Genomic DNA, 22,879 nt, shown 5'->3' on the forward strand with positions numbered 1-22,879 from the left:
AGCTGGAGTGAATAACTGGTCAAAGCTTAGCACTCAGGAAGGCTTACAGCCAAACCGCCCATTGAGGTTTCCTTATAGATAGTTTGCATATCCATACCGGTTTGCTTCATGGTTTTGATAACCTTGTCGAGTGAAATCTGATGCTGGCCATCACCAATTAAGGCCATGCGGGACGCATTAACTGCTTTTACGGCTCCCATTGCGTTGCGCTCAATACAAGGAATCTGGACCAGACCGAGAACGGGATCGCAGGTCATTCCCAAGTGGTGTTCCATTGCGATTTCAGCCGCATTTTCAATTTGTTCCAGGGTGCCGCCTAATACTGCAGTAATACCAGCGGCCGCCATAGAAGAAGCAACTCCCACTTCGCCCTGGCATCCTACCTCGGCCCCAGAGATGGATGCTCCTTTTTTGTAAAGAATACCGACAGCAGCTGCGGTCAGGAAATAAGTATAAATATCTTCCTTGCTCAGTTTAGTGTGTGCTTCCTGAAAATAACGCAATACCGCAGGTATAATCCCCGCTGCACCATTAGTGGGGGCGGTAACAATACGCCCGCCCGCCGCATTTTCTTCATTAACCGCCATCGCATAAAGATTGAGACGGTTCATAATGTCAGATTGCTCAAAAACACTGGGAATTCCCTGGTGTTTGATTAACTTCTGGTAAAGCTCTGGCGCTCGACGCTTTAATTGCAATCCCCCGGGGAGAACACCGGGATGGCGGCAGCCATTTTCTATGCACTCATTCATAACCTTGGCTATTGCGAGGATACCTTCGTGAACCGCATGTTTGTCACGCCAGGTAAGCTCATTCACCATCATCAGTTCGGCAATAGACAAGTGATTTTCCCGGCAAAGAGTTAACAACTCAAAGGCATTATCAAAGGGGTAGGGGACCGGGGTTACATCAGAGCTTGTATTATCAAACTCCTCTTCAGTGCTGATGAAGCCTCCGCCGATTGAATAATAAACCTGACTGTAAAGCACAGCACCCTCAGTTCCAAAGGCTGTAAAACGCATTCCATTACTGTGTCGAGGCAGCAATTCTTTCTGTAGAAAAAGGAAATCACTGGTATCGTTAAAATTAATTTCCTTGATTCCCGCCAGATTAAGCCGTTGAGAGCTAATAATCTCACGCATGCGCGGAACCATTGTTTCCGGCACCACACCCTCAGGAGTTTTCCCTTCCAGTCCATTTAAAATGGCTTTGTCCGTGCCATGACCTTTGCCTGTCAGGGCCAGAGAGCCATAGAGTTCGATAAGAACGCGCTCAGTGTCGCCAAACAACTTCTTTTCATCGAGTCGCTTAAGAAATTCATTCGCAGCGGACATAGGGCCGACAGTATGGGAACTGGAGGGACCAATTCCAATGGAAAATAAGTCAAAAAGGCTGATACTCATTCTATTTACCTAAGATGGTACAATTATGGCAAGTTTAGAAGGAAATTGTGCAGCAAACAATAGGCAAGCTACTCTAAGGTAAATATTTTTCATTGACTGGAAATTTCATGAAAACTTAGGCAGAATGAATGGGCATTTTAACCAGGTGTTGTTGATGTTTGTTTTGAGACCTAAAACGAATGGTCAATAAGCTTTGAATTTGATTCTTGTCCAAGAATAAAAGGGGATTGTTTATGAAGATGAAACTGGTCGCTGCAGCTACCATGAGTTTGGCTATGTCCACCGCTATTGCTGCATCCGATGTGACTCTATCTACTGACATGGATAAATTATCCTACAGTATTGGTGCTGATTTGGGTAAAAATTTCAAAAAGCAAGGAATTGAAGTTAATCCTGCGGCAATGGCAAAAGGCTTACAGGATGGTATGGCAGGCAGCCAACTGATGCTGACAGATGATCAGATGAAAGAAGTGTTGAACAAATTTCAAAAAGATCTGATGTCCAAGCGAAATGCCGAATTCAGCAAAAAATCTGAAGAGAATAAATCCAAAGGTGAAGCTTTTTTAAACCAGAATAAAACTAAAGAAGGCGTTGTCAGTTTACCCAGCGGGCTTCAATACAAAGTGATTGAAACCGGAAGCGGTGCCAAACCGGCTAAAGAGGATACCGTGACGGTTGAGTACACTGGCAAGACAATTGATGGTCAGGTATTTGATAGCACCGACAAGTCCGGCAAACCTGCTACCTTTAAAGTTTCTCAAGTAATTCCAGGATGGACTGAAGCGTTACAGTTAATGCCTGCTGGTTCTACCTGGGAAATCTACATTCCTTCAAATCTGGCTTATGGTCCACGAAGTGTGGGTGGTCCGATTGGTCCAAATGAAACCTTGATTTTCAAAATTCATTTGATTTCCGTAAAAAAGGCCGCCGCTTAAACTATACATCACCACTACGCCCTGCGGCTTGTCCGCAGGGGTCCAGTGTTTCTACATGAGTCTACTGGATCCCTCGGACAAGCCGAGGGACGTAGGTATACACAAGCCGAGGGAGGTAGAAGCTCAGACTGTGCTGTCAGAGATGTTTAGATACCAATGGGCTTGTCCTCGGTATTCATTTTCCAAGAGGGTCACATCAGGATGAATAAACGCCTGTTCATTATTTTCCTGCTAGGGTTTTCTTCCGGTCTCCCTCTGGCATTAATTACCAGTACCTTGCAAGCCTGGTTTGCTGATTCAGGAATGTCTGTGCTAACTACTGGATTATTAAGTCTGGTTGGCTTGCCTTACGTCTACCGCATTATATGGGGACCCCTGCTGGATCGCTATTCGCTGTGCTTTCTTGGAAAACGCCGAAGCTGGATCTTGTTAACACAAATACTTTTGTTAGCCGCATTTAATTTAATGGCCTGGTGCCAACCCAGTCAATCGCCCCAGTTGATGGCGTTGCTTGCATTTCTGATAGCCATTTTCTCAGCGACGCAGGATATAGCAATTGATGCGCACCGAACTGAATATTTGCGGGAAAGTGAACATGCACTTGGGGCATCACTGGCTGTTTTTGGATATCGCCTTGCTTTATTAATTGCCGGTGGATTGGCACTGGTCATGGCGAGCCGCCTCGGTTGGAGCTTAACTTACCGAACTATGGGATTGCTCATGCTGGTTGGTATAGCGGCCACATTGTGGAGTCCAGAGCCATCGCAATCAATAAGTACGCAACCGACCTTTGTTCAATCATTTCTCGAGCCTTTGAAAGAACTATGGCATCGTCGGGGTATTATTCCTTTAATTCTATTCATTTTATTTTATAAGCTGGGTGAAGCTTTCACCACCACAACAAGCGGCATTGTCATGCCATTTCTTATTCAGGGCCTGGGGTTTTCGCTGGATACTATTGGCTATATTAATAAGATGCTGGGGATCAGTTCGATTTTACTCGGTGGATTAGCTGCAGGATTTATTTTGTTGCGTTGGCCGTTATATCAGGCTTTATTAGCCTTTGGCATTATACAGGCACTGACGAATTTATTATTTCTCGCCCTGGCTGTAGTCGGAAAAAATCTGACCTTATTCGCAACGGCGGTTGTACTGGACAATTTTGCCGCAGGCATGGGCTCTACAGCCTTGGTCGCATTGTTTATGCGTCTGGTGAATCGCCAATATACGGCTACTCAGTTTTCACTTCTGGTTGCTCTATCCACATTGCCGCGAACCTTTTCAGGGCCCATAGCCGCTTTATTGCAAATGCAGGCAGGATGGGTAGGACTCTATAAATTTTCCTTTATTTTTGCGCTGGGCTTTATCCCGTTTTTACTGTTAATCAGAGATCAGACCCGATTGGAAAATGGGAAAACAGCCAGGGATTTGAGTATAGCTCATTAATCCGGTCTTTAACTATTACAAGGATGAATAATGAATAAGTTTAGTTTGGCTCTTCTCTTTTGCTCACTTCCGCTTTCTCTAAGCTTCGGCGCGGAGCCGAATGATAATTGCAGCAAAATTTCAGGGCATTGGCAGGGCATTTACACCCTCAAAAATGCAGCGGATTGTTCTATCTATAATGGCTGTACGCACTTGGTGGCGGCAGATGTATCCACTATAGATTCTGATAAATTCCGTATTAAACTCAATCCTGCAATAGGCCAGGGCGGGGTGTTTGAAATAACTTGTGAAAATGGGGTGATCGCCTCCCCCGTGAATCCGGGAAATACGGTCTCTTTAAATTGCGATGAATCAAATCATTGTTTTGTAGTGTATGATGACGAGCGATTGAGTTCGGAGATGGCAAAGCCATAGTCAACAACAGTGCCTCTTTCAATGTCTGGCTTCAGGAAGAGGCATCAATTAAATGGTGAAGAAGCTATATTGAAGTTTATAAGAGAAAAATCTGATGTTTGGTACCGAGGGTGGGACTCGAACCCACACGGTGTCACCACCACCGGATTTTGAATCCGGCGCGTCTACCAATTCCGCCACCCCGGCACGCGAGACTGATTATAACAAAGAAATATTTGGAAACAATGCTTCTTGTAAAAATATTTCAAAGAATAAACCTCTGATCTGCTACCTGTCAGCTAATGGCGGCTTGCCAGGGAAGACCTGCTATTTTCTGCTTCAGTAACGCCATGTGTGCTGAGTTGCTGCTGGATACTTGGAAAGCTTGCCCCATTATTCTTATGCTTGTTCTGAAACACAGGATAATAGTCCGGTCTTTTATCCAATAAGCAGCTCGCATGATTGCGACGAAGCTCCTGCATTTGATCATTATCCATTCGACTGGTCTCAGGCCATTGTTGGGATAAAGCATTATGGAAGTTCTCTACTAAACAGGGACCGCAGTTGGTGTAATCTGCCACTGGTTGCTGAATCGCCTGTTCGGCATAGTCTAATTTTATTCCGGCAGTATGTAATCCTGCTTCAGTCAATTCTTTCAGGATTAACCTTTGCCTGTTTTCAGTGGGTTGTTTACCAAGGCTGTCGAGATATAAGGCGGAGTCCAGCTTTCGACCCGTCAGTGCAAGAAGAAGTCCAACCCAGTGATTGCCCACTTGAATGGGAAGAACCAGAACAATTTTATGCGATGCGTTTAAAGCTGCATTTTCGGCCAGTATTAATCTAAGCTGATCCTTTATTCGATTTCCCTGCACATGGTCATTAATCTGACTGACCCCAATGACGGTGGCAAAATTAAATGTCTCTAATCTGGCTCTCAAAATCGCGAGCATATCTTCGCTGTCATAAAGATAAGATGTATTGACTGTGAAAAGAGAGCGAGTTCCGGAGTTTGATCTTGCAAAGGAAGTGGCTTCACCGCTTGGGCGAATACTGACAGTCTGTGCCAGATTCGATTGGCTGACAGAAGTGAGATTAGTTTGCTGTTGTTCAATTCTTCTGATCGATGCATTAAGTCTTTCAGCGAGATGAGGATGACCTGCAGCGATATGAAATTCCCTTGCTCTTGTAAAAAATTCAAGCTTCAATGCCTTCAAGGTGCTTGCTTCTTCAGGATTTTTTCGTTCACGTTCATTGAGCTGCTTGAAAACGTGCATGATCGAATCCTCGTCACGATAAATTTCACTTGCCCCCAGGTGAGGGATAAACTTCTTAAGTTGGGCTATGGGTAGATGGCAGAAAACCTCATCAAAAAAACCTTTCTCAATGAGAAAATAGCGGTTGTGGTGTGTACAGGCTTTTAACAGATGGAAAAAGAAAACTGAACCACTGATTTGGATCAGTTTAATCAAGGCATCTTTACTAACTGTTCTGAAAAAGCTAAAAACCTCACGCTCAATCTCAGTCAATGGCTTATCCCTCTCTGAACGTTTAAGTAAGAATGCCAGACGAGGTTTTTCTGAAGTCGATTTAGTCGCTCCTTTCTGTTTTTTGGAAGCTCGTTTGATTGCAACTTGTGCAGGATCACTGATACCGAGGATTGCTTTGAGTCTTTCTTCATCTGCATCCGCAATAGCTGAGAAAATCCGATTGGATTGGCAGGCATTTTGCCAGGAGGCAGGTTTGTCGGGGCTTGTCCGGGTTGAGCGGGTTCCAGGTTTCGATAGGGGAAGACTATTTCGTGAAGGATGAGACGCTGTTCGTTTAACACCGCGAGATTCATTTCCTGTTGTTACAAGAGGTGAAGCTTTTAGGGAATCGGGTGTCGGCCTGACGCTGGCGGCGGGCTGGAGGCTATTGATTAGCCCTGGTGTTGCGCTGTTATTTTGAATAAAAGCAGGTCCTTTATAAAATCCTGGTGACGGCAGACGTATAGAGGGTGTAGCATTTGCTGCATGAACCGCCGGGATAGGCCGTTGTTCAAGCCCCACCGCTTGTCGAATACTCTGTAACCAGTGAGGTGAATCCTTAAGATGCTGCATAATCTCATTCAATTGGATTTTCAAACTGTCTGGAAAAGCGGAATAGGCAATCCGAATTTTGCTGAGCAATGCTGACAGATCATTGTCGAAGAAACGATGATTTCTGAGAAAGCTGATGGCCTGAAGAAGTTTTATTATTTTTTCTGGATTTGTACCCACTCTGCCAAGGTGGCTGCGTAATAATTTTTGAATGGGAGTTTTACTTTGCTCAATAAGTTCAGGGCTTTTGATTAAGCTTCTTGCAATAGTAAGGCATTGAATATCTGCCCCTGGAACCTGCGATGCTTTTTCAGCTGCTGAATCCAGAAAGTGGTTAATTAAAGCGTCCGATACCGGACGAGAGGTTTTGCCTGCCTGCTGCAGCAATTCAAGTGCAGAAAAATAGCGGATTAGAGTATCAAGAGAAAGATTATCCAACTCTAGCTGGCTCAGAATCTTTTCAAACAGCTCAAGTGAAAGGTTGCCCCCAATGGCCCCCACTTTAGCCAGCCTGGCAAATTGGAGATAAAGACGAGAAACCTGATTGGCAAGTATTCCGGTATTTGAAGATACAATTATCCTTTCAAGAATTTCATTAATAAAGTCTGCTTTAATTGCGGTCATCCCCACTACCGACTTCTCATTTAGGAGCTCAGCAAAGGACGTAAAAAGATCCAGGAGAGTATCGTTAAATTGTAAGGAAATATTATTTACACAGCTGGTAATTGTGGAGTGAATAATTGTGGGATTTAATGGTCTTCTCTTATTGACAGATTTATAAAAGCAAAGAATATTTCGATAGTCATTGTCCTCAAGACGAAATGGTTTGAACCGGTTTAGAAAGGGTGTAATTTTTTCAATATTGATTTCTCTATCCAGTGCGTCATGCTCAATCAATATACTTAAACTGAAAAGTAGTGAAGCATGGTGTTGTTCCCATAGAGGACCACGTGAAGGGCTTAATAAAATGGTTTCTAATAATTCAGTCGATAGTTTGCCTTTTATTCGATTGGTTTTGGCCAGATTCGACAATCCATGTAAACAAAGCGTTTTTGAAACGTTCCAGTTAAAAGTTAGCATATGGAGCAACTGATTCAATGAATGGGCAGACAAGACAGAGGCGGGTGAGCTTTCTTTTAAATAGATTCCCAAAAATTTAATTACATGGGCAAATTCGATTTCAAGCTCATTGATATTGGGAGAATATTGATATGCAAGATCTAGCCAGTCTCTCAAATCTTCAAATTGCACTTGGATTATTTCAACAAATTCTTCAAGATGGCTTGTCAGTGTCCGATTGAATGCACCACTCTTATTTTTTTCTTTTCCTAAAGTATTAATTGAGATGACCAGGCGCGAAATGTTTGGCAAAGCATTTTCTGGTTTTGAAGGAGGAAGTATATCTCGCCTCAGTACATTGGTTTCTGATTGCGATGAGGACTGGCTGGAATCAAATTTGCGTTTCATTTTAAGACACCTAAAAAAACTGAGGTATACGACGGTAGTATGTAATGACACAGGCTCCAAAAGACATTCACTTGACAAATTGAGCAATGACAATGCATTCTAACAGTGGTTTAAAATGGGATCAATAAGATTTTCTGTTATACAAAATGATCACATGGATTCAAGTTGTCATTGACAAAATTGGAAAAATAATCAGATAATTACATGCGAGCGAATTATTCAGGGAGAATAAAATATGAAATTAAAGCTATTTCTATGGCTTTTAGCGCTCACCCTCAACTCTTACGCAAGCGTTTGTCCTGATCCTGATAATAGCTCTCTTCAATGGGGTGAACCTCCCTATCCCTGGCTCAAGAATCCCTTTTCAGCGAATCCTCCCTACGGAGAACCCGGCACTCAGTTTGTTAAGGCCAACATTCTGGTAGCCGGTTTTGGCAGGGGGGTGAGCTGCACTTATCGTAATTCAGCTGGAGATTATTCAATCTGGAGACAAACTATCGTAAAACTGCCTCCCCGCGTTGATCCAAACTGGATTGATATCTATACCGGCTATGTTTGTACCAGTGCGCGTGAGGCCTGCGAATTTTATGTGGTTGCCGAATAAGCAATTTAATTCGGCGGTACCACTGTAGATGTTGAATTTTTGGCAACTACTTCTTCGGATTTATTTTCAGCGCTCCATTCATTATGAATGTTCCAAAAATCATCCTGGTTTTTAATAGACTTGAGCTGAGCATAAATGTTTTGAACCTGAGCTCGTGGATAAGAGCTTACGGCTTCAAATAGTTTGTCATCTAATATATCTAATTTAGTTAGTAGATTCAAAATCTGTAAGCGATGGATAGAAATTGATGTAATTTCTCTCGCAAAAAGTGTTGGGCTTGTTTTCTTAGCCGATTCAGCAGAGGGCTTACACTGGGCCTGAAGCTGGCGATGATAACATTCTAATTCATAGGCTGAAAAAATGAATTTTTCAATGTTGACAATGTCAGTGTCAGATGCGGGGGATTTGATAAACTGTGTAATTATTTTTTGATAATCGGCAAGTGTTAATTTTTGGCTATCCTTGCAAATCTCTTTTAAGGATACGATAGCTGGATGAGTGGAATTCTGGCAGGATCTTTTGTTTAAAAGATTATTTAAATAGGCTGTCATGGTAATTGTAAAATAAATAAATTATTTGCTTATTATGAGATAACTTAGGTGGAAATTCAATAAATATGATAAAACTCAGGTCAAGGCAACCAATGGCAAAGGGCCTTTATACTCGGTCCAGCCGCCAAGAATCTCTCGCGGGTGGGTTGTGGAGTATATCGGGTGAACCACAACTTGCTGGTTTGGAAAAAGGTCTTGAACCCAGGATGGAGCTTCCGCTCCCATCCAGGTTAAAAACAAGTGGCCTTTCGGATACTTAAACGGTGTCAGGGTATCAATAAAACGAAAATCAGTTCCGGTTTGTGTGTACAGATTTCCAAGTAACCAGAATGAATCGGAAAGAATATAATTGAAGGAGCTGCCTGATTGTTTCAGCATATGAATCAGCTCTGTGAAAGGAAAACGCAGGTTGCGCTGATTTCCAAAATGAGCCCGATAGACCAGAGCCGAAACCAAAAAGCTTTGTAAAAGAAGACAGCATATAATGTAATGGGAAAAACGTTTCGGATTAAACTGGTTTTCCTGAATCTGGCTGAAAAAAATAATAGGGGCTATGAACAATACCGGAATTAGCCATCGCGTTTCAAAATTTTTGATCCCAAATGCAAGCACCATAATGACTAAACACGCCAGCGCATAAATGAAATAGACATTGACAATGCGGCTTTCCAGCGATTTTTCTCGGAAAGAAAAAGAGGTCGGAAAAAAAATCTGGCTGATTAGGAAAACGGGCAGAATGAATAACAACCCGCCTTTGAGAACTTCAATAGGCCCGTGAATAATCGATTTATGCGGCGATACTAATTTATAACTGGAATGCAAGCCAATATGTGCAAAATGATAGAGCCATATCAAATAAGGGCTTGCAATCAGTAACGCTAATGAAAAGGATAAAAGTAAATAAGCGGGCTTTATCCGTGAACGAATTTCCTCGATGGATATAAGAGTAAGGAAAAGGGGTAAAAGAAAAAACAGGTAATTATATTTGGAAAGCAGGCCACAACCCATGATTAAGCCCAGGATGCAATAGTCGCCAAAGCTGGACAGGCTTTTTGGTTTAAAAACTATATACCAGCTGATACAAGCCATTAGCAAAGCCAATACTGAGTGTGTATTGTCCTTCAGCAAATCCAGGCTGATTGCGGGAATTAAAGCCCAGGAAACTGTAGCGCACCAGGCCAATAAAGAATTTTTACAATGCAGCTGGCAAATGCGATGATAATAAAACAAACAACCAAAAAGCAGTACTGATTTCAAGGCTATTAAACTAAAAAGATTTGCACCAAACAAGAGAAACAGACAGTATTGCAGCCAATTATATAAAGGCGGTTGATTAAGATACCCCCAGGAAAAATTTTGCGCCAGGACAATTTGCTCCGCTTCATCAATTTCAAGTAAGCTGCCTCTTAAAAATAGCCGTACAAAAATAATAAGGAGGCAAAAGCCGAGTAGCCCTGCGGTCGATAAGGACTTGTTTTTTTTTGAGGCAGTTAGTTGATTCATATCCATAAAAATGCAGTAATGAGTGTTAGCAGGAGACCAGAATTTAACTGCCTTACGATAAATTTTTGTATCCTAACACTTTTTTGCTTAAAAGATAACGCTTGATTCAATGCAAAAGCACATACGGAGACAGGGATGACAATAGAAGAATTGGAGAGAAAATTAAGTACCATTGTAGATTATTATGATACCAATCATATTGAGCTGAATGACTATCAGCAAAAAAAAATCAAGCTGACGCTGATGACCTGTTTTTCGCAATTGCTGGGACAATTCGTGGGGCAGCCGGACAAGCTTGAACGGACTTATGCGGAACTCGACAAGTTAATAGAGGCCAATAGAGGACAGGGACGTATAGCCTGGCTTGAACAGCAAATCAGAGACACAAGCTATGAAAAGGGATTGTGCCGTTATCTGCTTGCTCAGAGCCATCTTATCCTGCAAAAAAATCTTAATCATAGGCCTTCGCAATATGTGGAGGTATCCAGCCTTGATCAGCTCATCAGCAAGTTACATAAAGATAAGGAGACTTCTGATAATGTATTGCAAAGTGCATTACTCAATAGCCTCATCTCAATGTTCGGTTCCATTCAGGATTATCATAGCAACGCCCGGGAATTGCCAGAAAACTGGTTTCAAACCACTATCGACAAGTTACCTCTGGTAACTACCGCGCTTTGTGCAGGTTTATATATCGAGGAGTTTGCGCTATTATTCGCAACAGTTTATGTAATCTGGAAAGGCTCTGACTGGCTGCAGAAATCACAGATCGATATTGTTCAGGCCATTGGAAAGCAGACGCACTATTTCATTGAGATATTTTCAAAACTGGCTGTGACAGCAATGGCTCAGGGCACCAATCTGATTTATCTGATTTTTAAGGTGGGGCTCGCATTAAGCCTTGAGGCTCAGAAAAGAATATTCAACAGCATGATGCCTTCTGCAGCGATAAGCGATCTAGATCTGTCAGCAGAGATTGGCTTATGGGGGCATTACTTTAGTGAGTTTGAGATTAAACTGATTGCGGTCCCGCTTGAAGAATATATTTACCAGCAATCAAAGCAAACCGCTGCCAGTCTTCGCTATGGTCATACAAAAAGCAAGGAAATGAAGGAGGTTTTAAAAGTTTTTCAACAAGTTGACGCTTCAAATGATTCACTGGAAATAAAGTTAAAAAAAATTGAAGACCGGCTTAGAAAACTGTCTTACAACAAAGATATATGTGCCACAGGCACTGAAGCTGGCCGGGCGGTTACCAGGGCGCTTGCGGCGCTAAGAACTGTAAACCAGCCGAACGAGGAAGAGCCGGGCCTGTTTGAAACTAACGAGTGTGAGTCAAGCGCTTTGACCTGTGTTTAAAGGAAGTGAGAGTAATTATGAGAATAGCTGTATATGGAGCAGGTTATGTGGGGCTGGTTTCCTCTGCCTGTTTCGCTAGTCTGGGGCATGATGTTTTATGTGTTGATATAAATCATAATCGAATCAAATCCTTACAATCCGGACAATGTCCTATTCATGAAAAAAATTTGCCTCAATTGCTTTGTGAGCAAAGCGATGCGGGCAAGCTTCGATTTGATTCAGAGCTGGAAAAGGCGATTCATTTTGCCGATGTTCATTTTATTGCGGTGGGTACTCCCGGGTTAGAGGATGGCCGGGCTGATCTATCCCAGGTCAAAGAAGTGGTCAGGAAAATAGCTCAACTTGCTGAAAGAGATAGTTTTATTATTTGTAAATCCACTGTTCCCGTTGGAACCGGGGAGCTCCTGGAAAATCTTGTTAAGGAAGAGTTAGCACTTTTGAACAAGGCCATTTCAGTGCAGTTAGCATCTAATCCTGAGTTTTTGCGAGAAGGGTCTGCTGTGTTTGACTTTTTAAATGCCGACCGCATTATTGCAGGCGGGGAGCCTTCTTCAATCGCCTGCTTGCAGGAAATCTACCAGCCATTAATCAACAAGGGGATACCGTTTCTGGCAATGAGCCGCTCTTCAGCCGAGTTGACCAAGTATTCTGCCAATGCCATGCTGGCTGCCCGTATAAGCTTCATTAACCAGATTAGCCAAATCGCAGAGGCTGCCGGGGCTAATATCGAAGAGGTGCGCCAGGGGATGGCGCTCGATGAACGCATCGGCCCTCACTTTCTGAATGCCGGAATCGGCTATGGCGGATCCTGTTTTCCTAAAGACGTCAGAGCCCTTGCCCAATGCGCTGTTGACCTGCAATTGAATCCCGCTTTGCTGCATGCGATAGACGAAGTGAACAATCAACAGAAAAGCTGGGTCTATAAGCATTTGATGAGTCATTTCAACCAGAAATTGAGCGGTTTAAAACTGGGGTTCTGGGGATTATCATTTAAACCGGATACAGATGATTTAAGAGAAGCCAGTAGTTTAATTGCTATTCAGTCCCTTCTTCGGGAAGATGCTTTAGTGATTGCCTATGACCCTGTAGCTACAGATTCTGCCCAGTTGCTTTTTCAGGGCGAGCATAATATCGTATGGGCAAAATCTGCCGAAGAAGTACTCAATGCAGGTTTGGATGCTTTAATAATTGCCACTGAATGGTCTGAGTTCCAGTCTTACTCTCTATCTGCGATGAAACGATCTCTTGGACGAGCGGCGGTTTTTGATGGACGTAATTGCTTCGACTTGAAAGCGGTCAAAGAAGCCAATTTGCAGAGGTATTATTCTGTAGGGCGTCCTGTTGTTATTGGACATAACGATTAGGTGATAAGCGATGCCAATAAAAAAGGCGGTGTTTCCTGTTGCAGGACTAGGCTCCCGTTTTTTACCAGCGACCAAGGCAACCCCAAAGGAAATGTTGCCCGTCGTAGATAAGCCGCTGATTCAATATGCGGTAGAAGAGGCCGCTCGAGCCGGCTTCAATCATATGATTTTTATTACAAGCTCTACCAAAAGAGCTATCGAGGATCATTTTGACAAACAATTTGAGCTCGAAAGCCGACTTTTAGAACAAAGAAAAGAAAGTTTTCTGGAGCTGGTACGCAATGTTTCCCCTGAAGGGATTCAGTTTACCTATGTTCGGCAAAATCAACCGCTGGGCCTTGGGCATGCGATCTTGTGTGCAGAGCATGTGATTGGTGAGGATCCCTTTTCGATTTTATTGGCAGATGATCTGATTGATGATCTGCGCGTTCCCTGTTTATCATCGATGGTCGATTTTTTTATGAATGAAAGAAAATCGATCCTGGCAGTTCAATCCGTTCCCTGGCATGACGTTCATCAATACGGGGTGGTAAGTCTTGTAAACACACAGGAGCGTTTCTCCGAAGTGACCGGGATGATTGAAAAGCCAGCAGCTAAAACGGCTCCTTCAAACCTCGCAGCAGTAGGGCGTTATATTTTTACTCCGGCAATTTTTGCCGCATTACGAGAAACACCGCCAGACGAGCGCGGTGAAATTCAGCTTACTGATGGGATTAAGCGGTTGCTCGACTGCGAAAAAGTGCTGGCTTTTCAATTTGACGGTAAACGCTATGATTGCGGATCCAAGTTAGGATATATGCAGGCAAGCGTTGAGTTTGGGTTGCGCCATCCGGAAATTGGAGAAAGTTTTCACCAGTTCCTGGAGGAAATTACTGCTGTCTAGTGAACGCGGACTCTGTCGTAAGCGTTGAACAGGCTTACTGAAAACTAGCCTTGAATTATGTACTGGTTCTCTGGCAAGATGTAGGGCTTGATTCAGGATAAAAATAAAAAGCAGTTTGAAACTACTCGTAAACTGATAATGAGTGAATCCAGTGAGGATCTATGAAAATTTTGGTTGCAGTGAAGCGTGTGATTGACCCCTATGTAAAAATCCGTGTTAAAGCCAATAATCAGGGGGTGGAAACACAAAATGTCAAGATGTCCATGAACCCTTTTGACGAAATTGCTGTAGAAGAGGCACTTCGTCTGAAAGAGAAAAACTTAGCCTCTGAAGTGGTTATTGTCTCGATTGGCAGCGACGCCTCTCAGGAAACCTTAAGACATGGTCTGGCTCTGGGAGCCGATCGGGCTGTCCTGGTCAAAACTGATCAGACTTTTTGCAGCCTGAATATTGCAAAAATTTTGTCGTCGATAGTTCATCAGGAAAAGCCAGGCCTGGTATTACTTGGCAAGCAATCGATCGACGGCGATAATAATCAAACGCCGCAAATGCTTGCCGCCTTATTAAACTGGCCTCAGGCGACATTTGCCTCTTCGTTAACTATTGAAAATAACTCCATTACTGTAACTCGTGAAATTGATGGCGGTCTGGAAACATTGCAAATGCAATTGCCCGCTGTAGTCAGTACGGATTTACGTCTTAATGAACCTCGTTATGCCAGCCTGCCTAACATCATGAAATCCAAGAAAAAACCGCTTGATATCATTGAGTTGAGCAGCCTGAATCTTGAGCTTAGGGACCATGTTAAAGTGGTGTCGGTCACCGCACCCTCAGCAAGAAGTGCTGGTGTCAAACTCGACTCGGTCAGTAGTTTGATAGATAAATTAAAACATGAAGCCAAAGTGCTTTAATTCAGGGAGAAATTATGAGCGTTCTAGTCATTGCGGAACATGACAATAAACAATTACACCCTGCGTCATTAAATACTTTGGCAGCCGCACTTCAGCTCGATGATAAGCCGGTTTTTCTCGTGATTGGGCATGATTGCCAAAGCGTTGCCGAACAGGCATCTGCGGTCGCTGGGGTTCATTCGGTTCTTTTAGTGGATAATCCATGCTATGCCCATCAGTTGGCAGAAAATACTAGTCAGCTCGTGGCAAGCCTTGCCGAGTCATTCACTGCTATTCTTGCCGCATCCACAACCTTTGGCAAAAATATACTGCCGCGAGTTGCCGCCTTACTTGATGTGGCACAGGTGTCGGATGTCAGCCGCATTATTTCTTCAGACGAGTTCCAGCATCCGATTTATGCAGGAAACGCGATAGAAACCGTGAAGATTCTCGATGCAAAAAAAATCTTAACCATCCGCACCACAGCATTTGACAGTATTCAAGAGAAACAATCAGCCTGCTGTATTGAGCGAATCAGCACAGTGATTGCAGAAGAGAACTGCCATTTTGTAAGCCATCAATTAAGCAAGTCAGAACGGCCTGAATTGGGAAGTGCAAAAATTATCGTATCGGGCGGACGCGGTTTGCAGAATGCTGAAAAATTCAAATTGATTGAGGAACTGGCCGATGTTCTTGGTGCTGCTGTGGGCGCATCGAGAGCGGCTGTTGATGCGGGATTTGTTCCTAACGACTATCAGGTGGGGCAAACCGGTAAAGTAGTCGCCCCGGATTTATATTTTGCAATTGGCATTTCAGGAGCTGTTCAGCATTTGGCTGGCATGAAAGACTCCAAAGTGATTGTCGCAATCAATAAAGATGAGGATGCTCCTATTTTCCAAATAGCCACCTATGGATTGGTAGGTGATTTATTCGAGCTGATACCTCAGCTTATCGAGCAGTTAAAACAATAATTGGGGGTGAATATGTTTGTCGGTGTTCCAAAAGAAATCAAACCGCAGGAGAATCGCGTTGGATTGGTTCCTGCCAGCGTTCGTGAAATTACGCGAGTAGGAAGCACCGTTTTTGTAGAAAAAGGAGCTGGCCTTGGTATTGGAATTACTGATGACCAGTATCGCGCTGCTGGAGCTGAAATTCTGGCAACTGCTGATGAGGTATTTGAGCGGGCTGAGTTAATTGTTAAAGTAAAAGAACCTCAACCTGTTGAGTGCCATCGCCTTCGAGAAGGTCAAACCCTGTTTACCTATCTTCATCTCGCCCCGGATCCACAACAGACTCGCCTGTTGAAAGAATCAGGCGCGACTGCAATTGCCTATGAAACGGTGACTCAAAATGACGGCGGTTTGCCTTTGTTGACTCCTATGTCCCAGGTCGCAGGACGCATGTCCATTCAGGCAGGTGCTCATTGTCTGGAGATGGCGCAGGGAGGAAGCGGGGTTCTTTTAGGTGGTGTTCCAGGTGTCGCTCCTGCAAATGTTCTGGTGATTGGCGGCGGGGTGGTAGGAACCAATGCAGTCCGAATGGCAATGGGAATGGAAGCAAGAGTAACGGTTCTCGATAAGTCCTTAACTCGTTTGCGTGAGCTTGACTTTCAGTTTGGCGCTAAATTGAATACCATTTATGCGACTGCAGAAGCTTTAGAACAATATGTGACGAATGCCGATTTGGTTATCGGAGCGGTTCTGGTTCCAGGTGCTGCTGCACCGAAGTTAGTGACGCGCTCAATGTTAAAAGCGATGCGACCCGGTTCTGTAGTTGTTGACGTGGCCATCGATCAGGGCGGATGTTTTGAAACCAGTCGACCGACTACGCATCATGAGCCAACTTATGTGATTGAAAATGTGGTGCATTATTGTGTGGCTAATATGCCTGGCGCTGTTCCGCGAACATCTACCTTTGCGTTGAACAATGCAACGCTTCCCTTTGTAATCAGTCTGGTCACCAAAGGTGTGAAGCTGGCACTCTTAAGCGATGGTCATTTATTAAATGGATTAAATGTTCATAAAGGAATGATCACTCATGAAGCAGTAGCCCGCGATCTGGGATATGAGTATGTTACAGCGACTGATGCCCTGGCAAGTTAAGTAACTTTTTAACTGTCCTCAAGGCTGCATGATAAATGCAGCCTTGATAATTGAATGTCTGTTAATGGCCGCCGTGTCCTCCAAAGCCGCCCATCCCACCAGTACCACCACCGCCATAATCTTCATCCACAGGATGCGGGTACTTATCCGAAGTGCTGTTGCAAGCACTTAAAAGAGAGACACCACTGATAAAGGCTGATAGCATTACGACAAAACAAACCATCCTGCTGCGTTTCATGGTAAATTCTCCAAATTAACTGCCTGTTAGTATTTCATTCAAGATTTGTTCCAGTTTATTTTGTGGATCAGTTTCTTTTTCTATCGTTCGCCAGGCGATATGACCATCCGGCCGTACCAAAACAGCACCTGATTGGGTCAGTTCATAGACTTTAAGCCAGTTTCCCTGGGGGGCTTGAAGCTCTCCTTTCTCGCCAATACGATAACTTTTTATTGGATATTTATTGCTAATGGCGCTTACAGCATTATGCCATTTTTCATTTGAGTCAGTGCTGAGCAGTACGAAATGGTTATCGAATAAATCAAGGGTAGAGATGGAGATACCATTTTTTTCCAGAGGATAATGCGGCGCTCTGCTTCCTGGATAGGTAGAGGGCTGATAATCGGAGGTGTTAGGAGAGGGCGGCGGGTTGTTTTCCTTAATCATTGCACCGCATTCATATCGAAAACCGATATCCAGTCCTACCTGGTTCAAGTGCTCATTTTGCTCTTCCAGAGCCGCTGACATGGTTTCATAGTCTTCGTTATAGATAGCTTCAAAAATTCGGGTGAAGCGCATTGCATTTTTTGTGCTCCAGGCAATATTATTCTCGGCAATTGGAGCGCGCTCATCATAATAGGTGTCAAGCAGGGAAGGAGTAGCATAACCTTTAATAACAGCAGCAAGCTTCCAGGCGAGATTATGTGCATCCTGCACACCGGTATTCATTCCAAGTCCCCCCGTGGGCGGCAAACGGTGGGCGGCATCGCCGGCCAGGATAATTCTGCCTTTACGGTAATTTTCAGCAATCAAGGCAGCCATAGTCCAGAACGCTTTATTAATCAGCTTGATCTGGATGGAATTATCATCCACAAGGTTTTCAATGAGTTCAATACAGAATTGATCAGTAAAACTTTCCCTGGTCAATTCAGGAATGTGATCATAGCGCACGCCAACCAGCCACCGTTTGGAGCCATCCTTGGAGAGCAGGGAGGTTCCCATAATATCTTTTCGGGTAAACATAAAGCCAACACTGGGTCTGTCACTTAAATATTTTGATAAATCCATTTCACAATAGATGTTACAAAACTCTCCCAGATTATCCTTACCCTGCATGCCGATGCCTAATAACGGCCGAGTGCTGGAATTGGCACCATCGGCGGCAACCACATATTCTGACTGCATGAGATATTGTTTTTGAGAAACAGTATCGAGTACCGTAGTTTTTACCCCCGTCTCATCCTGCTCAAAGTTAATCATTCTGGCATTAAAATAGCACTGGATCTGCGGGTAGCTTTTCGCTGCCGCAAGTAAGACTTCTTCGACCCAATCCTGTGAAATCACAGCTACTTCTGTCGGGCTGTAGGAAGACGGTCTTGGTTTTGCATTGACCCGGGTTAATTCTTTACCCTGCAGAGACTCAAGCCAGATAAATCGATGAGCCTCGGCAGGGAGCTGATATTGACGCAGTTCTGACTCCAGCCCCCACAATCGAAAAATTTCCATTGTTCGAGTATTAACCCCTCTTGCCTTGGGATGATTGGTGGTGCCTGGATGTTTTTCAATGACGACTGACTGAATACCTTGCCTGGCAAGGCCAATAGCGGTACTTAAGCCCACTGGACCAGCACCTATAATAAGTACCTGAGTTCTTTGTTCCATAGTTTTCCTGGGGAAATTAAATCATAAAGGAAATACCCGCTCCGAAGTAATTTTCAAAAGAGCCGGGATAGCCGCTTATGCGCTGGCCAGCGTTAATATCGATAATAATGGACGGGGTTATCAGAAACAGTATCCCCGCATCGGCATTGAATCCACTATGTTCACCAGGACCTGTTTTGGTTTCACCATACACTTCACCGTAGGCGCTCAGGCGATCACTTAATGAATAACTGAGCACAAAATCCGGAATAAAGTTGTTATATCGTTCACCGCCATTAAAGCACGATTCTGTTAAGCTGCTGACGCCAAGCATTGTAGTAACACTCCACTTGGGATTAATAGTATAAGTCAGAATGGCGTTGGCGCCTCCGCCTGCCGACTTGCTTCCATAAGCTGCGCTGCCATCGGGGAAAAATAATTCCGCTTCTACCGCAATGACCCATTTATTATTGTTGACCAGCATATGCTTTAAGCCGGCCATCGTTTCGCTGTTTCCATAACGGGGAGAAAAGGATTGCTGATTATAGGTTGGCCAAAGTACATATAGCTCGTTGTTTCCCGGTAAACCGAAACGTGTTTCCATGTTAGGGTAAGTCTGTAATGTACCATCGCTATCGGTCAGGCGCTGATATTGATAACCCGATTCAATAATGACTGACTTCCAGGGAACCGTACAGGAGCTGTCGGCATAATTAGGCCGGTCAATGAGATTTAAAAAGGCGGTTGGACCAGAACAGGAACTAACCGGTTCATCGGCTAAAGCGGAATTTGAAGCAATTAGAAAAGCGAGAATAGAGCGAGTTAGCCAGATTTTACCGGGTTGAAGAGGTCCATAAGCCATTTTGCGATCCTGCGTGATAACCAGAGAGTTTTCTAGTTTGTCATTTTGCCTGTATAGAATTAAAGATGCAATGCAGTGTTGCTCAGTTAATCGGTCTGAATTTAAAAATAGAAAGTTGAGCGCGTCTTACAGAAGCCGCGCTTCCAAGGTTTAGCTAGGCTGTAGCAACGGCAGCCATCGGAGGTTGGTATAAACTGGTTTTTAATTCGGTTAAATTATTTATAAAGTCGCTTTCATTTTTCCAGTGCAACCCTTCTTTACTCATGGTTTTCAACAGGAGAGTACGGAATGAATGGGGGTAAGTATTGCCATTTTTGTTATTATTTTCCAGGAAGTCCAATAGGAACCCTGCAGTGTTTTCCTCTTTTTGGGTAAATAATTTATCAAAAAAATCAATCGCTCTCTTTTGCCCTTCTGGACCGTGGCGGTGAAAAATGGATATTTTTGACCAGAAGCGATTACTGTAATTTAGATATTCATCCAATGCTTGCCTGGTACAGGCTTTGAGACTATCGCTGCTGTAAGGACTAACTTTTACTTCAGCGTGTACATCTTTTGGGATACCTAATGTAAAATCAGGTGCATTGCGAATTACATAATGCGTGCTGATATGGCTCACTTTATCGAGCAGATTAACCTTGGAGGAAGGGTGTGTAGCGGCGAAAATGTTTTCGTAAGTATCATCATAAAATTCAAGATGAGTGTTTGAGTAATTAAGCCCATGAAAAACTTTCAAGTAAGACAGAATATTCAGTATTTGAGTATTTTTTCCCTCAGGCATCACAGCGCCCAAGTGGGTATCGAAGTCTGTGGGTTGAAGGCTTGAAATCACAATAGGATGTGGAAGGCCTTCTGCCATGTACACCGAAAGCCTGGTATGTTCAAAATCAAAGCTCTCGGCCAGTGTTAAGGGCTTTTCTAGTGCATATTCAATGTAGCTTTTTACATACTCGGGATCATCATGATAAGTGGCGATTGCGGAAAGTCTCTTATCTGTAAATTTGAAATAATCCATTACGCCTGTCTTGATATTGGTTGCTGGTGTGAATTGCTTCCGAGCTATGGGGTTGAAAGTATGATGCCTGGTAATGGTTTGATCAAAATCGAAAACAGCAATTTCACTAATATCAGTTGAATCGAAATTCCATGCGGGCATAGGCTTACCTTATTTGTCAAATGCGAAAATTATACGGGATATAAATTAAGGAATGCTTAAGAAGGGCAAAATATTGTCAGTAAATTTGTAACTTACTTGCTAAAAAAAGTGCTGGGTGGGATAGTAGATAATGGTGCTTACTTAAGATATTTAGCTACATCCTTCGGCCAAGCCCTGAAAGATGGTCACAAAAATTAACCATCCTATTAGAGCCTACGTACCCCGCTTTATGCGGGGTATCCATAACAATGGTAGTGAGTTTTAAAATGCTTTTGCCATCAGACGCATTGCCTGGATACCCCGCATAAAGCGGGGTACGTAGGCTCTTAAGGGTACGTAGGCTCTTAGGGGTACGTAGGCTCTAATAGGATGGTTAAATTTTTTGACCATCTCTCAGAGACAAGCCGAGGGACGTAGGACTAAGGGTTAAAGCCTTAAGTTAGTGCCATTAGGATAGTAACTTTATCGAAGATCTCATCAAGGACAACGAGTTCATGAGCTATGTACGAACGTTTATCTTATTATTGCTTACTGCCTCGAAACCTCTTTTCGCGCTCTCTGCATTGGAAGCAAAAATAGATAGCATGGTCCAGACTGCCATGCAGGAAAATCATATTCCTGGCCTGGCTCTCGCTGTAGTGCAAAATGGTCAGCCTTTGCTAATCAAAGGATATGGTAATGCGCAATTGAAGCCTTCAAGGCCCGTTTCAACAAAAACTTTATTTGCGATAGGTTCCATTTCCAAGGTATACACTGCCTTTGCGATCATGAAATTAGTTCAGGAAGGTAAGGTAGGGCTTGATGATTCTATTCTGAAGTACCTTCCGAAGGCTCCCGCCGCCTGGCGCGCAGTGACTATCCGCGAGCTTCTGTCGCATACCAGTGGTATTCCCCAGCATCAGGGACCTCATTTACCCTGGCAACGGGTCTGGCAGCAGCTGACCAAGCGGCCAATGCAGTTTGCACCCGGTACAAATACCCGCTATAACAATTTTGGTTTTATTGTTTTAGGAAGGGTGATAGAACAAGTCAGCGGACAAAGCCTTGCCAGCTATTTTCAAACTATAATTTTCAATCCACTCAATTTAAGCCAAACCGGCTTCCCGGCAACGCTAAATCCCCCGGGATTAGCAGATGGCTTTCATTTTGTTAATGGCAAGTATGTTCCCGCACCGAACCGCAAACCCTGGCAGCAAATGTGGGGATCGGGAGGAATCGTCTCAAATATTGAAGACATGGCGAAATGGGATATGGCAATGAGTGCCGGCAAAATTCTAAGCCCTCAAACTTACCTGCAAATGTGGCGGCCAGTTACTCTGATAAATGGGCAGCCCAGCGGTCGAAATGGATTGTTCTGGTCATTGGGATGGCAGGTTTCTTATCGAAACAACAAACTGGTTGCCCAAAAAGATGGTGCTATCCGCGGATATAGCAGTTTCATCATTCGCCACATTGATGACCAAGTATCAATTATCCTATTAACCAATACGAATAAAGTTCGCCTGCCCAGACTGGCAAAACAAATTTTTCAGGCTGTTAAGGGAATTGAAACAACTCAATAGACTCAAATTGATTATTGAATGTTCATAACCGCTTGAACAAGTTCTTCCGTCAAGGTATAAAGAGCCTCGCGGTTATTACAAGGTGTACTCAATGAAAAAAATTATTCTCATGACTTTATTTGTTTTCCTGTCCTTCGGATTGATTGTAAGCGAAGCCTCTGCAAAGCGATTCGGTGGTGGAAGAGGATTTGGTTCCTATCGAAGTAAAACGCTTTTCTCGAGAAATGTGTCTGCCAAAAAACCATCCACAACGAATAAGACCAGCCGCTTTCGCAGTGGTCTAAGCGGTTTTTTATTAGGAGGCTTACTGGCTAGTCTGTTTTTCCACAACGGCCTTGGAACCGCTTTATTCAGCTGGATGCTGATAGGCCTTATTGTGGCTGTTGTGCTGGGTTTATTGGCGAAACGCCGTCAACAAGACTTCAGAAACAGGCATTAATGAAAATCCCCTGGATTTAGAGTC

General features: G+C 43.6%; 20 protein-coding genes and 1 tRNA gene. 12 read left to right on the forward strand and 9 right to left on the reverse strand.

Annotated features, from left to right (window positions below; translation table 11 throughout):
• Positions 1–26: 26 nt before the first annotated feature.
• Positions 27–1,403 (reverse strand): L-serine ammonia-lyase, encoded by a 1,377-nt coding sequence (locus DYH61_RS05690; protein WP_058506751.1) that lies wholly within the window; start codon positions 1,401–1,403, stop codon positions 27–29.
• 233 nt (positions 1,404–1,636) lie between these two features.
• Here DYH61_RS05690 and DYH61_RS05695 point away from each other — a divergent pair, with 233 nt between their 5' ends.
• The 3 genes from DYH61_RS05695 to DYH61_RS05705 all read left to right on the forward strand — a co-directional run bounded on the left by DYH61_RS05695 (position 1,637) and on the right by DYH61_RS05705 (position 4,198).
• On the forward strand, positions 1,637–2,338 hold the full coding sequence (locus DYH61_RS05695; protein ID WP_058506750.1) for a BamJ family beta-barrel-assembly machinery protein: 702 nt from the start codon (positions 1,637–1,639) through the stop codon (positions 2,336–2,338).
• 201 nt (positions 2,339–2,539) lie between these two features.
• Complete coding sequence (locus DYH61_RS05700; protein WP_058506749.1) at positions 2,540–3,784, forward strand: AmpG family muropeptide MFS transporter; 1,245 nt, start codon at positions 2,540–2,542, stop codon at positions 3,782–3,784.
• Positions 3,785–3,814: 30 nt separating this feature from the next.
• Entirely contained in the window at positions 3,815–4,198 is a 384-nt protein-coding gene (locus tag DYH61_RS05705; RefSeq protein ID WP_058506748.1) for a hypothetical protein, read from the forward strand.
• Positions 4,199–4,297: 99 nt separating this feature from the next.
• Here the strand turns inward: DYH61_RS05705 and DYH61_RS05710 are convergent.
• Positions 4,298–4,384, reverse strand: a tRNA-Leu gene (locus DYH61_RS05710).
• A gap of 92 nt (positions 4,385–4,476) precedes the next feature.
• Positions 4,477–7,722 (reverse strand): hypothetical protein, encoded by a 3,246-nt coding sequence (locus DYH61_RS05715; RefSeq protein WP_058506747.1) that lies wholly within the window; start codon positions 7,720–7,722, stop codon positions 4,477–4,479.
• A 235-nt stretch (positions 7,723–7,957) separates the two neighbouring features.
• Between DYH61_RS05715 and DYH61_RS05720 the strand changes: the two genes are divergently transcribed.
• Positions 7,958–8,326, forward strand: coding sequence for a DUF3757 domain-containing protein (locus tag DYH61_RS05720; protein WP_058506746.1), 369 nt, complete (start codon positions 7,958–7,960; stop codon positions 8,324–8,326).
• Positions 8,327–8,331: 5 nt separating this feature from the next.
• Here DYH61_RS05720 and DYH61_RS05725 read toward each other — a convergent pair whose 3' ends face one another.
• Both DYH61_RS05725 and DYH61_RS05730 read right to left on the reverse strand, forming a co-directional pair.
• Positions 8,332–8,877, reverse strand: coding sequence for a hypothetical protein (locus tag DYH61_RS05725; protein ID WP_058506745.1), 546 nt, complete (start codon positions 8,875–8,877; stop codon positions 8,332–8,334).
• A gap of 75 nt (positions 8,878–8,952) precedes the next feature.
• A complete protein-coding gene (locus DYH61_RS05730; RefSeq protein ID WP_160037272.1) occupies positions 8,953–10,380 on the reverse strand; it encodes an ArnT family glycosyltransferase in 1,428 nt (475 codons plus the stop codon).
• Between the two features lie 135 nt (positions 10,381–10,515).
• On the opposite strand from DYH61_RS05730, the gene DYH61_RS05735 reads away from it, so the two are divergent.
• From DYH61_RS05735 to ald, 6 genes are all read left to right on the forward strand, one after another.
• Positions 10,516–11,739, forward strand: coding sequence for a hypothetical protein (locus DYH61_RS05735; protein ID WP_058506743.1), 1,224 nt, complete (start codon positions 10,516–10,518; stop codon positions 11,737–11,739).
• Positions 11,740–11,756: 17 nt separating this feature from the next.
• Positions 11,757–13,103 (forward strand): UDP-glucose dehydrogenase family protein, encoded by a 1,347-nt coding sequence (locus tag DYH61_RS05740; RefSeq protein ID WP_065236116.1) that lies wholly within the window; start codon positions 11,757–11,759, stop codon positions 13,101–13,103.
• 10 nt (positions 13,104–13,113) lie between these two features.
• Positions 13,114–13,986 (forward strand): UTP--glucose-1-phosphate uridylyltransferase GalU, encoded by an 873-nt coding sequence (galU, locus tag DYH61_RS05745; RefSeq protein WP_058506742.1) that lies wholly within the window; start codon positions 13,114–13,116, stop codon positions 13,984–13,986.
• A gap of 161 nt (positions 13,987–14,147) precedes the next feature.
• On the forward strand, positions 14,148–14,897 hold the full coding sequence (locus tag DYH61_RS05750) for an electron transfer flavoprotein subunit beta/FixA family protein (protein ID WP_058506741.1): 750 nt from the start codon (positions 14,148–14,150) through the stop codon (positions 14,895–14,897).
• Between the two features lie 14 nt (positions 14,898–14,911).
• The gene (locus DYH61_RS05755) at positions 14,912–15,847 is read left to right on the forward strand and encodes an electron transfer flavoprotein subunit alpha/FixB family protein (RefSeq protein WP_058506740.1); all 936 of its coding nucleotides are present in this window, start codon (positions 14,912–14,914) and stop codon (positions 15,845–15,847) included.
• A gap of 12 nt (positions 15,848–15,859) precedes the next feature.
• A complete protein-coding gene (gene ald, locus DYH61_RS05760) occupies positions 15,860–16,978 on the forward strand; it encodes an alanine dehydrogenase (RefSeq protein WP_058506739.1) in 1,119 nt (372 codons plus the stop codon).
• A gap of 61 nt (positions 16,979–17,039) precedes the next feature.
• Here ald and DYH61_RS15615 read toward each other — a convergent pair whose 3' ends face one another.
• The 4 genes from DYH61_RS15615 to DYH61_RS05775 form a co-directional block, all read right to left on the reverse strand.
• A complete protein-coding gene (locus DYH61_RS15615) occupies positions 17,040–17,216 on the reverse strand; it encodes a hypothetical protein (protein WP_157072285.1) in 177 nt (58 codons plus the stop codon).
• A 15-nt stretch (positions 17,217–17,231) separates the two neighbouring features.
• A complete protein-coding gene (locus tag DYH61_RS05765; RefSeq protein ID WP_058506738.1) occupies positions 17,232–18,857 on the reverse strand; it encodes an FAD-dependent oxidoreductase in 1,626 nt (541 codons plus the stop codon).
• A gap of 16 nt (positions 18,858–18,873) precedes the next feature.
• Complete coding sequence (locus DYH61_RS05770; RefSeq protein WP_058506737.1) at positions 18,874–19,698, reverse strand: transporter; 825 nt, start codon at positions 19,696–19,698, stop codon at positions 18,874–18,876.
• A gap of 154 nt (positions 19,699–19,852) precedes the next feature.
• A complete protein-coding gene (locus tag DYH61_RS05775) occupies positions 19,853–20,854 on the reverse strand; it encodes a hypothetical protein (protein ID WP_058506736.1) in 1,002 nt (333 codons plus the stop codon).
• A 494-nt stretch (positions 20,855–21,348) separates the two neighbouring features.
• Between DYH61_RS05775 and DYH61_RS05780 the strand changes: the two genes are divergently transcribed.
• Both DYH61_RS05780 and DYH61_RS05785 read left to right on the forward strand, forming a co-directional pair.
• A complete protein-coding gene (locus DYH61_RS05780) occupies positions 21,349–22,416 on the forward strand; it encodes a serine hydrolase domain-containing protein (protein WP_058506735.1) in 1,068 nt (355 codons plus the stop codon).
• 91 nt (positions 22,417–22,507) lie between these two features.
• Positions 22,508–22,855: a hypothetical protein gene (locus DYH61_RS05785; protein ID WP_058506734.1), complete on the forward strand. Its 348-nt coding sequence runs from the start codon at positions 22,508–22,510 to the stop codon at positions 22,853–22,855.
• Positions 22,856–22,879: the final 24 nt, after the last annotated feature.

This window comes from Legionella quinlivanii (assembly GCF_900461555.1).
In the GTDB taxonomy this organism is placed as follows: Bacteria; Pseudomonadota; Gammaproteobacteria; order Legionellales; family Legionellaceae; genus Legionella_C; species Legionella_C quinlivanii.

What these genes read in the sequence shown, in the direction of transcription:
- DYH61_RS15615 (WP_157072285.1), bottom strand. Translation starts at nt 17,216, where the DNA reads ATGAAACGCAGCAGGATGGTTTGTTTTGTCGTAATGCTATCAGCCTTT.
- DYH61_RS05775 (WP_058506736.1), bottom strand. Translation starts at nt 20,854, where the DNA reads ATGCCCGCATGGAATTTCGATTCAACTGATATTAGTGAAATTGCTGTT.
- DYH61_RS05730 (WP_160037272.1), bottom strand. Translation starts at nt 10,380, where the DNA reads ATGAATCAACTAACTGCCTCAAAAAAAAACAAGTCCTTATCGACCGCA.
- DYH61_RS05690 (WP_058506751.1), bottom strand. Translation starts at nt 1,403, where the DNA reads ATGAGTATCAGCCTTTTTGACTTATTTTCCATTGGAATTGGTCCCTCC.
- DYH61_RS05715 (WP_058506747.1), bottom strand. Translation starts at nt 7,722, where the DNA reads ATGAAACGCAAATTTGATTCCAGCCAGTCCTCATCGCAATCAGAAACC.
- DYH61_RS05780 (WP_058506735.1), top strand. Translation starts at nt 21,349, where the DNA reads ATGAGCTATGTACGAACGTTTATCTTATTATTGCTTACTGCCTCGAAA.
- DYH61_RS05705 (WP_058506748.1), top strand. Translation starts at nt 3,815, where the DNA reads ATGAATAAGTTTAGTTTGGCTCTTCTCTTTTGCTCACTTCCGCTTTCT.
- DYH61_RS05785 (WP_058506734.1), top strand. Translation starts at nt 22,508, where the DNA reads ATGAAAAAAATTATTCTCATGACTTTATTTGTTTTCCTGTCCTTCGGA.
- DYH61_RS05720 (WP_058506746.1), top strand. Translation starts at nt 7,958, where the DNA reads ATGAAATTAAAGCTATTTCTATGGCTTTTAGCGCTCACCCTCAACTCT.
- DYH61_RS05735 (WP_058506743.1), top strand. Translation starts at nt 10,516, where the DNA reads ATGACAATAGAAGAATTGGAGAGAAAATTAAGTACCATTGTAGATTAT.
- DYH61_RS05770 (WP_058506737.1), bottom strand. Translation starts at nt 19,698, where the DNA reads ATGGCTTATGGACCTCTTCAACCCGGTAAAATCTGGCTAACTCGCTCT.
- DYH61_RS05725 (WP_058506745.1), bottom strand. Translation starts at nt 8,877, where the DNA reads ATGACAGCCTATTTAAATAATCTTTTAAACAAAAGATCCTGCCAGAAT.
- DYH61_RS05755 (WP_058506740.1), top strand. Translation starts at nt 14,912, where the DNA reads ATGAGCGTTCTAGTCATTGCGGAACATGACAATAAACAATTACACCCT.
- DYH61_RS05700 (WP_058506749.1), top strand. Translation starts at nt 2,540, where the DNA reads ATGAATAAACGCCTGTTCATTATTTTCCTGCTAGGGTTTTCTTCCGGT.
- galU (WP_058506742.1), top strand. Translation starts at nt 13,114, where the DNA reads ATGCCAATAAAAAAGGCGGTGTTTCCTGTTGCAGGACTAGGCTCCCGT.
- ald (WP_058506739.1), top strand. Translation starts at nt 15,860, where the DNA reads ATGTTTGTCGGTGTTCCAAAAGAAATCAAACCGCAGGAGAATCGCGTT.
- DYH61_RS05765 (WP_058506738.1), bottom strand. Translation starts at nt 18,857, where the DNA reads ATGGAACAAAGAACTCAGGTACTTATTATAGGTGCTGGTCCAGTGGGC.
- DYH61_RS05740 (WP_065236116.1), top strand. Translation starts at nt 11,757, where the DNA reads ATGAGAATAGCTGTATATGGAGCAGGTTATGTGGGGCTGGTTTCCTCT.
- DYH61_RS05750 (WP_058506741.1), top strand. Translation starts at nt 14,148, where the DNA reads ATGAAAATTTTGGTTGCAGTGAAGCGTGTGATTGACCCCTATGTAAAA.
- DYH61_RS05695 (WP_058506750.1), top strand. Translation starts at nt 1,637, where the DNA reads ATGAAGATGAAACTGGTCGCTGCAGCTACCATGAGTTTGGCTATGTCC.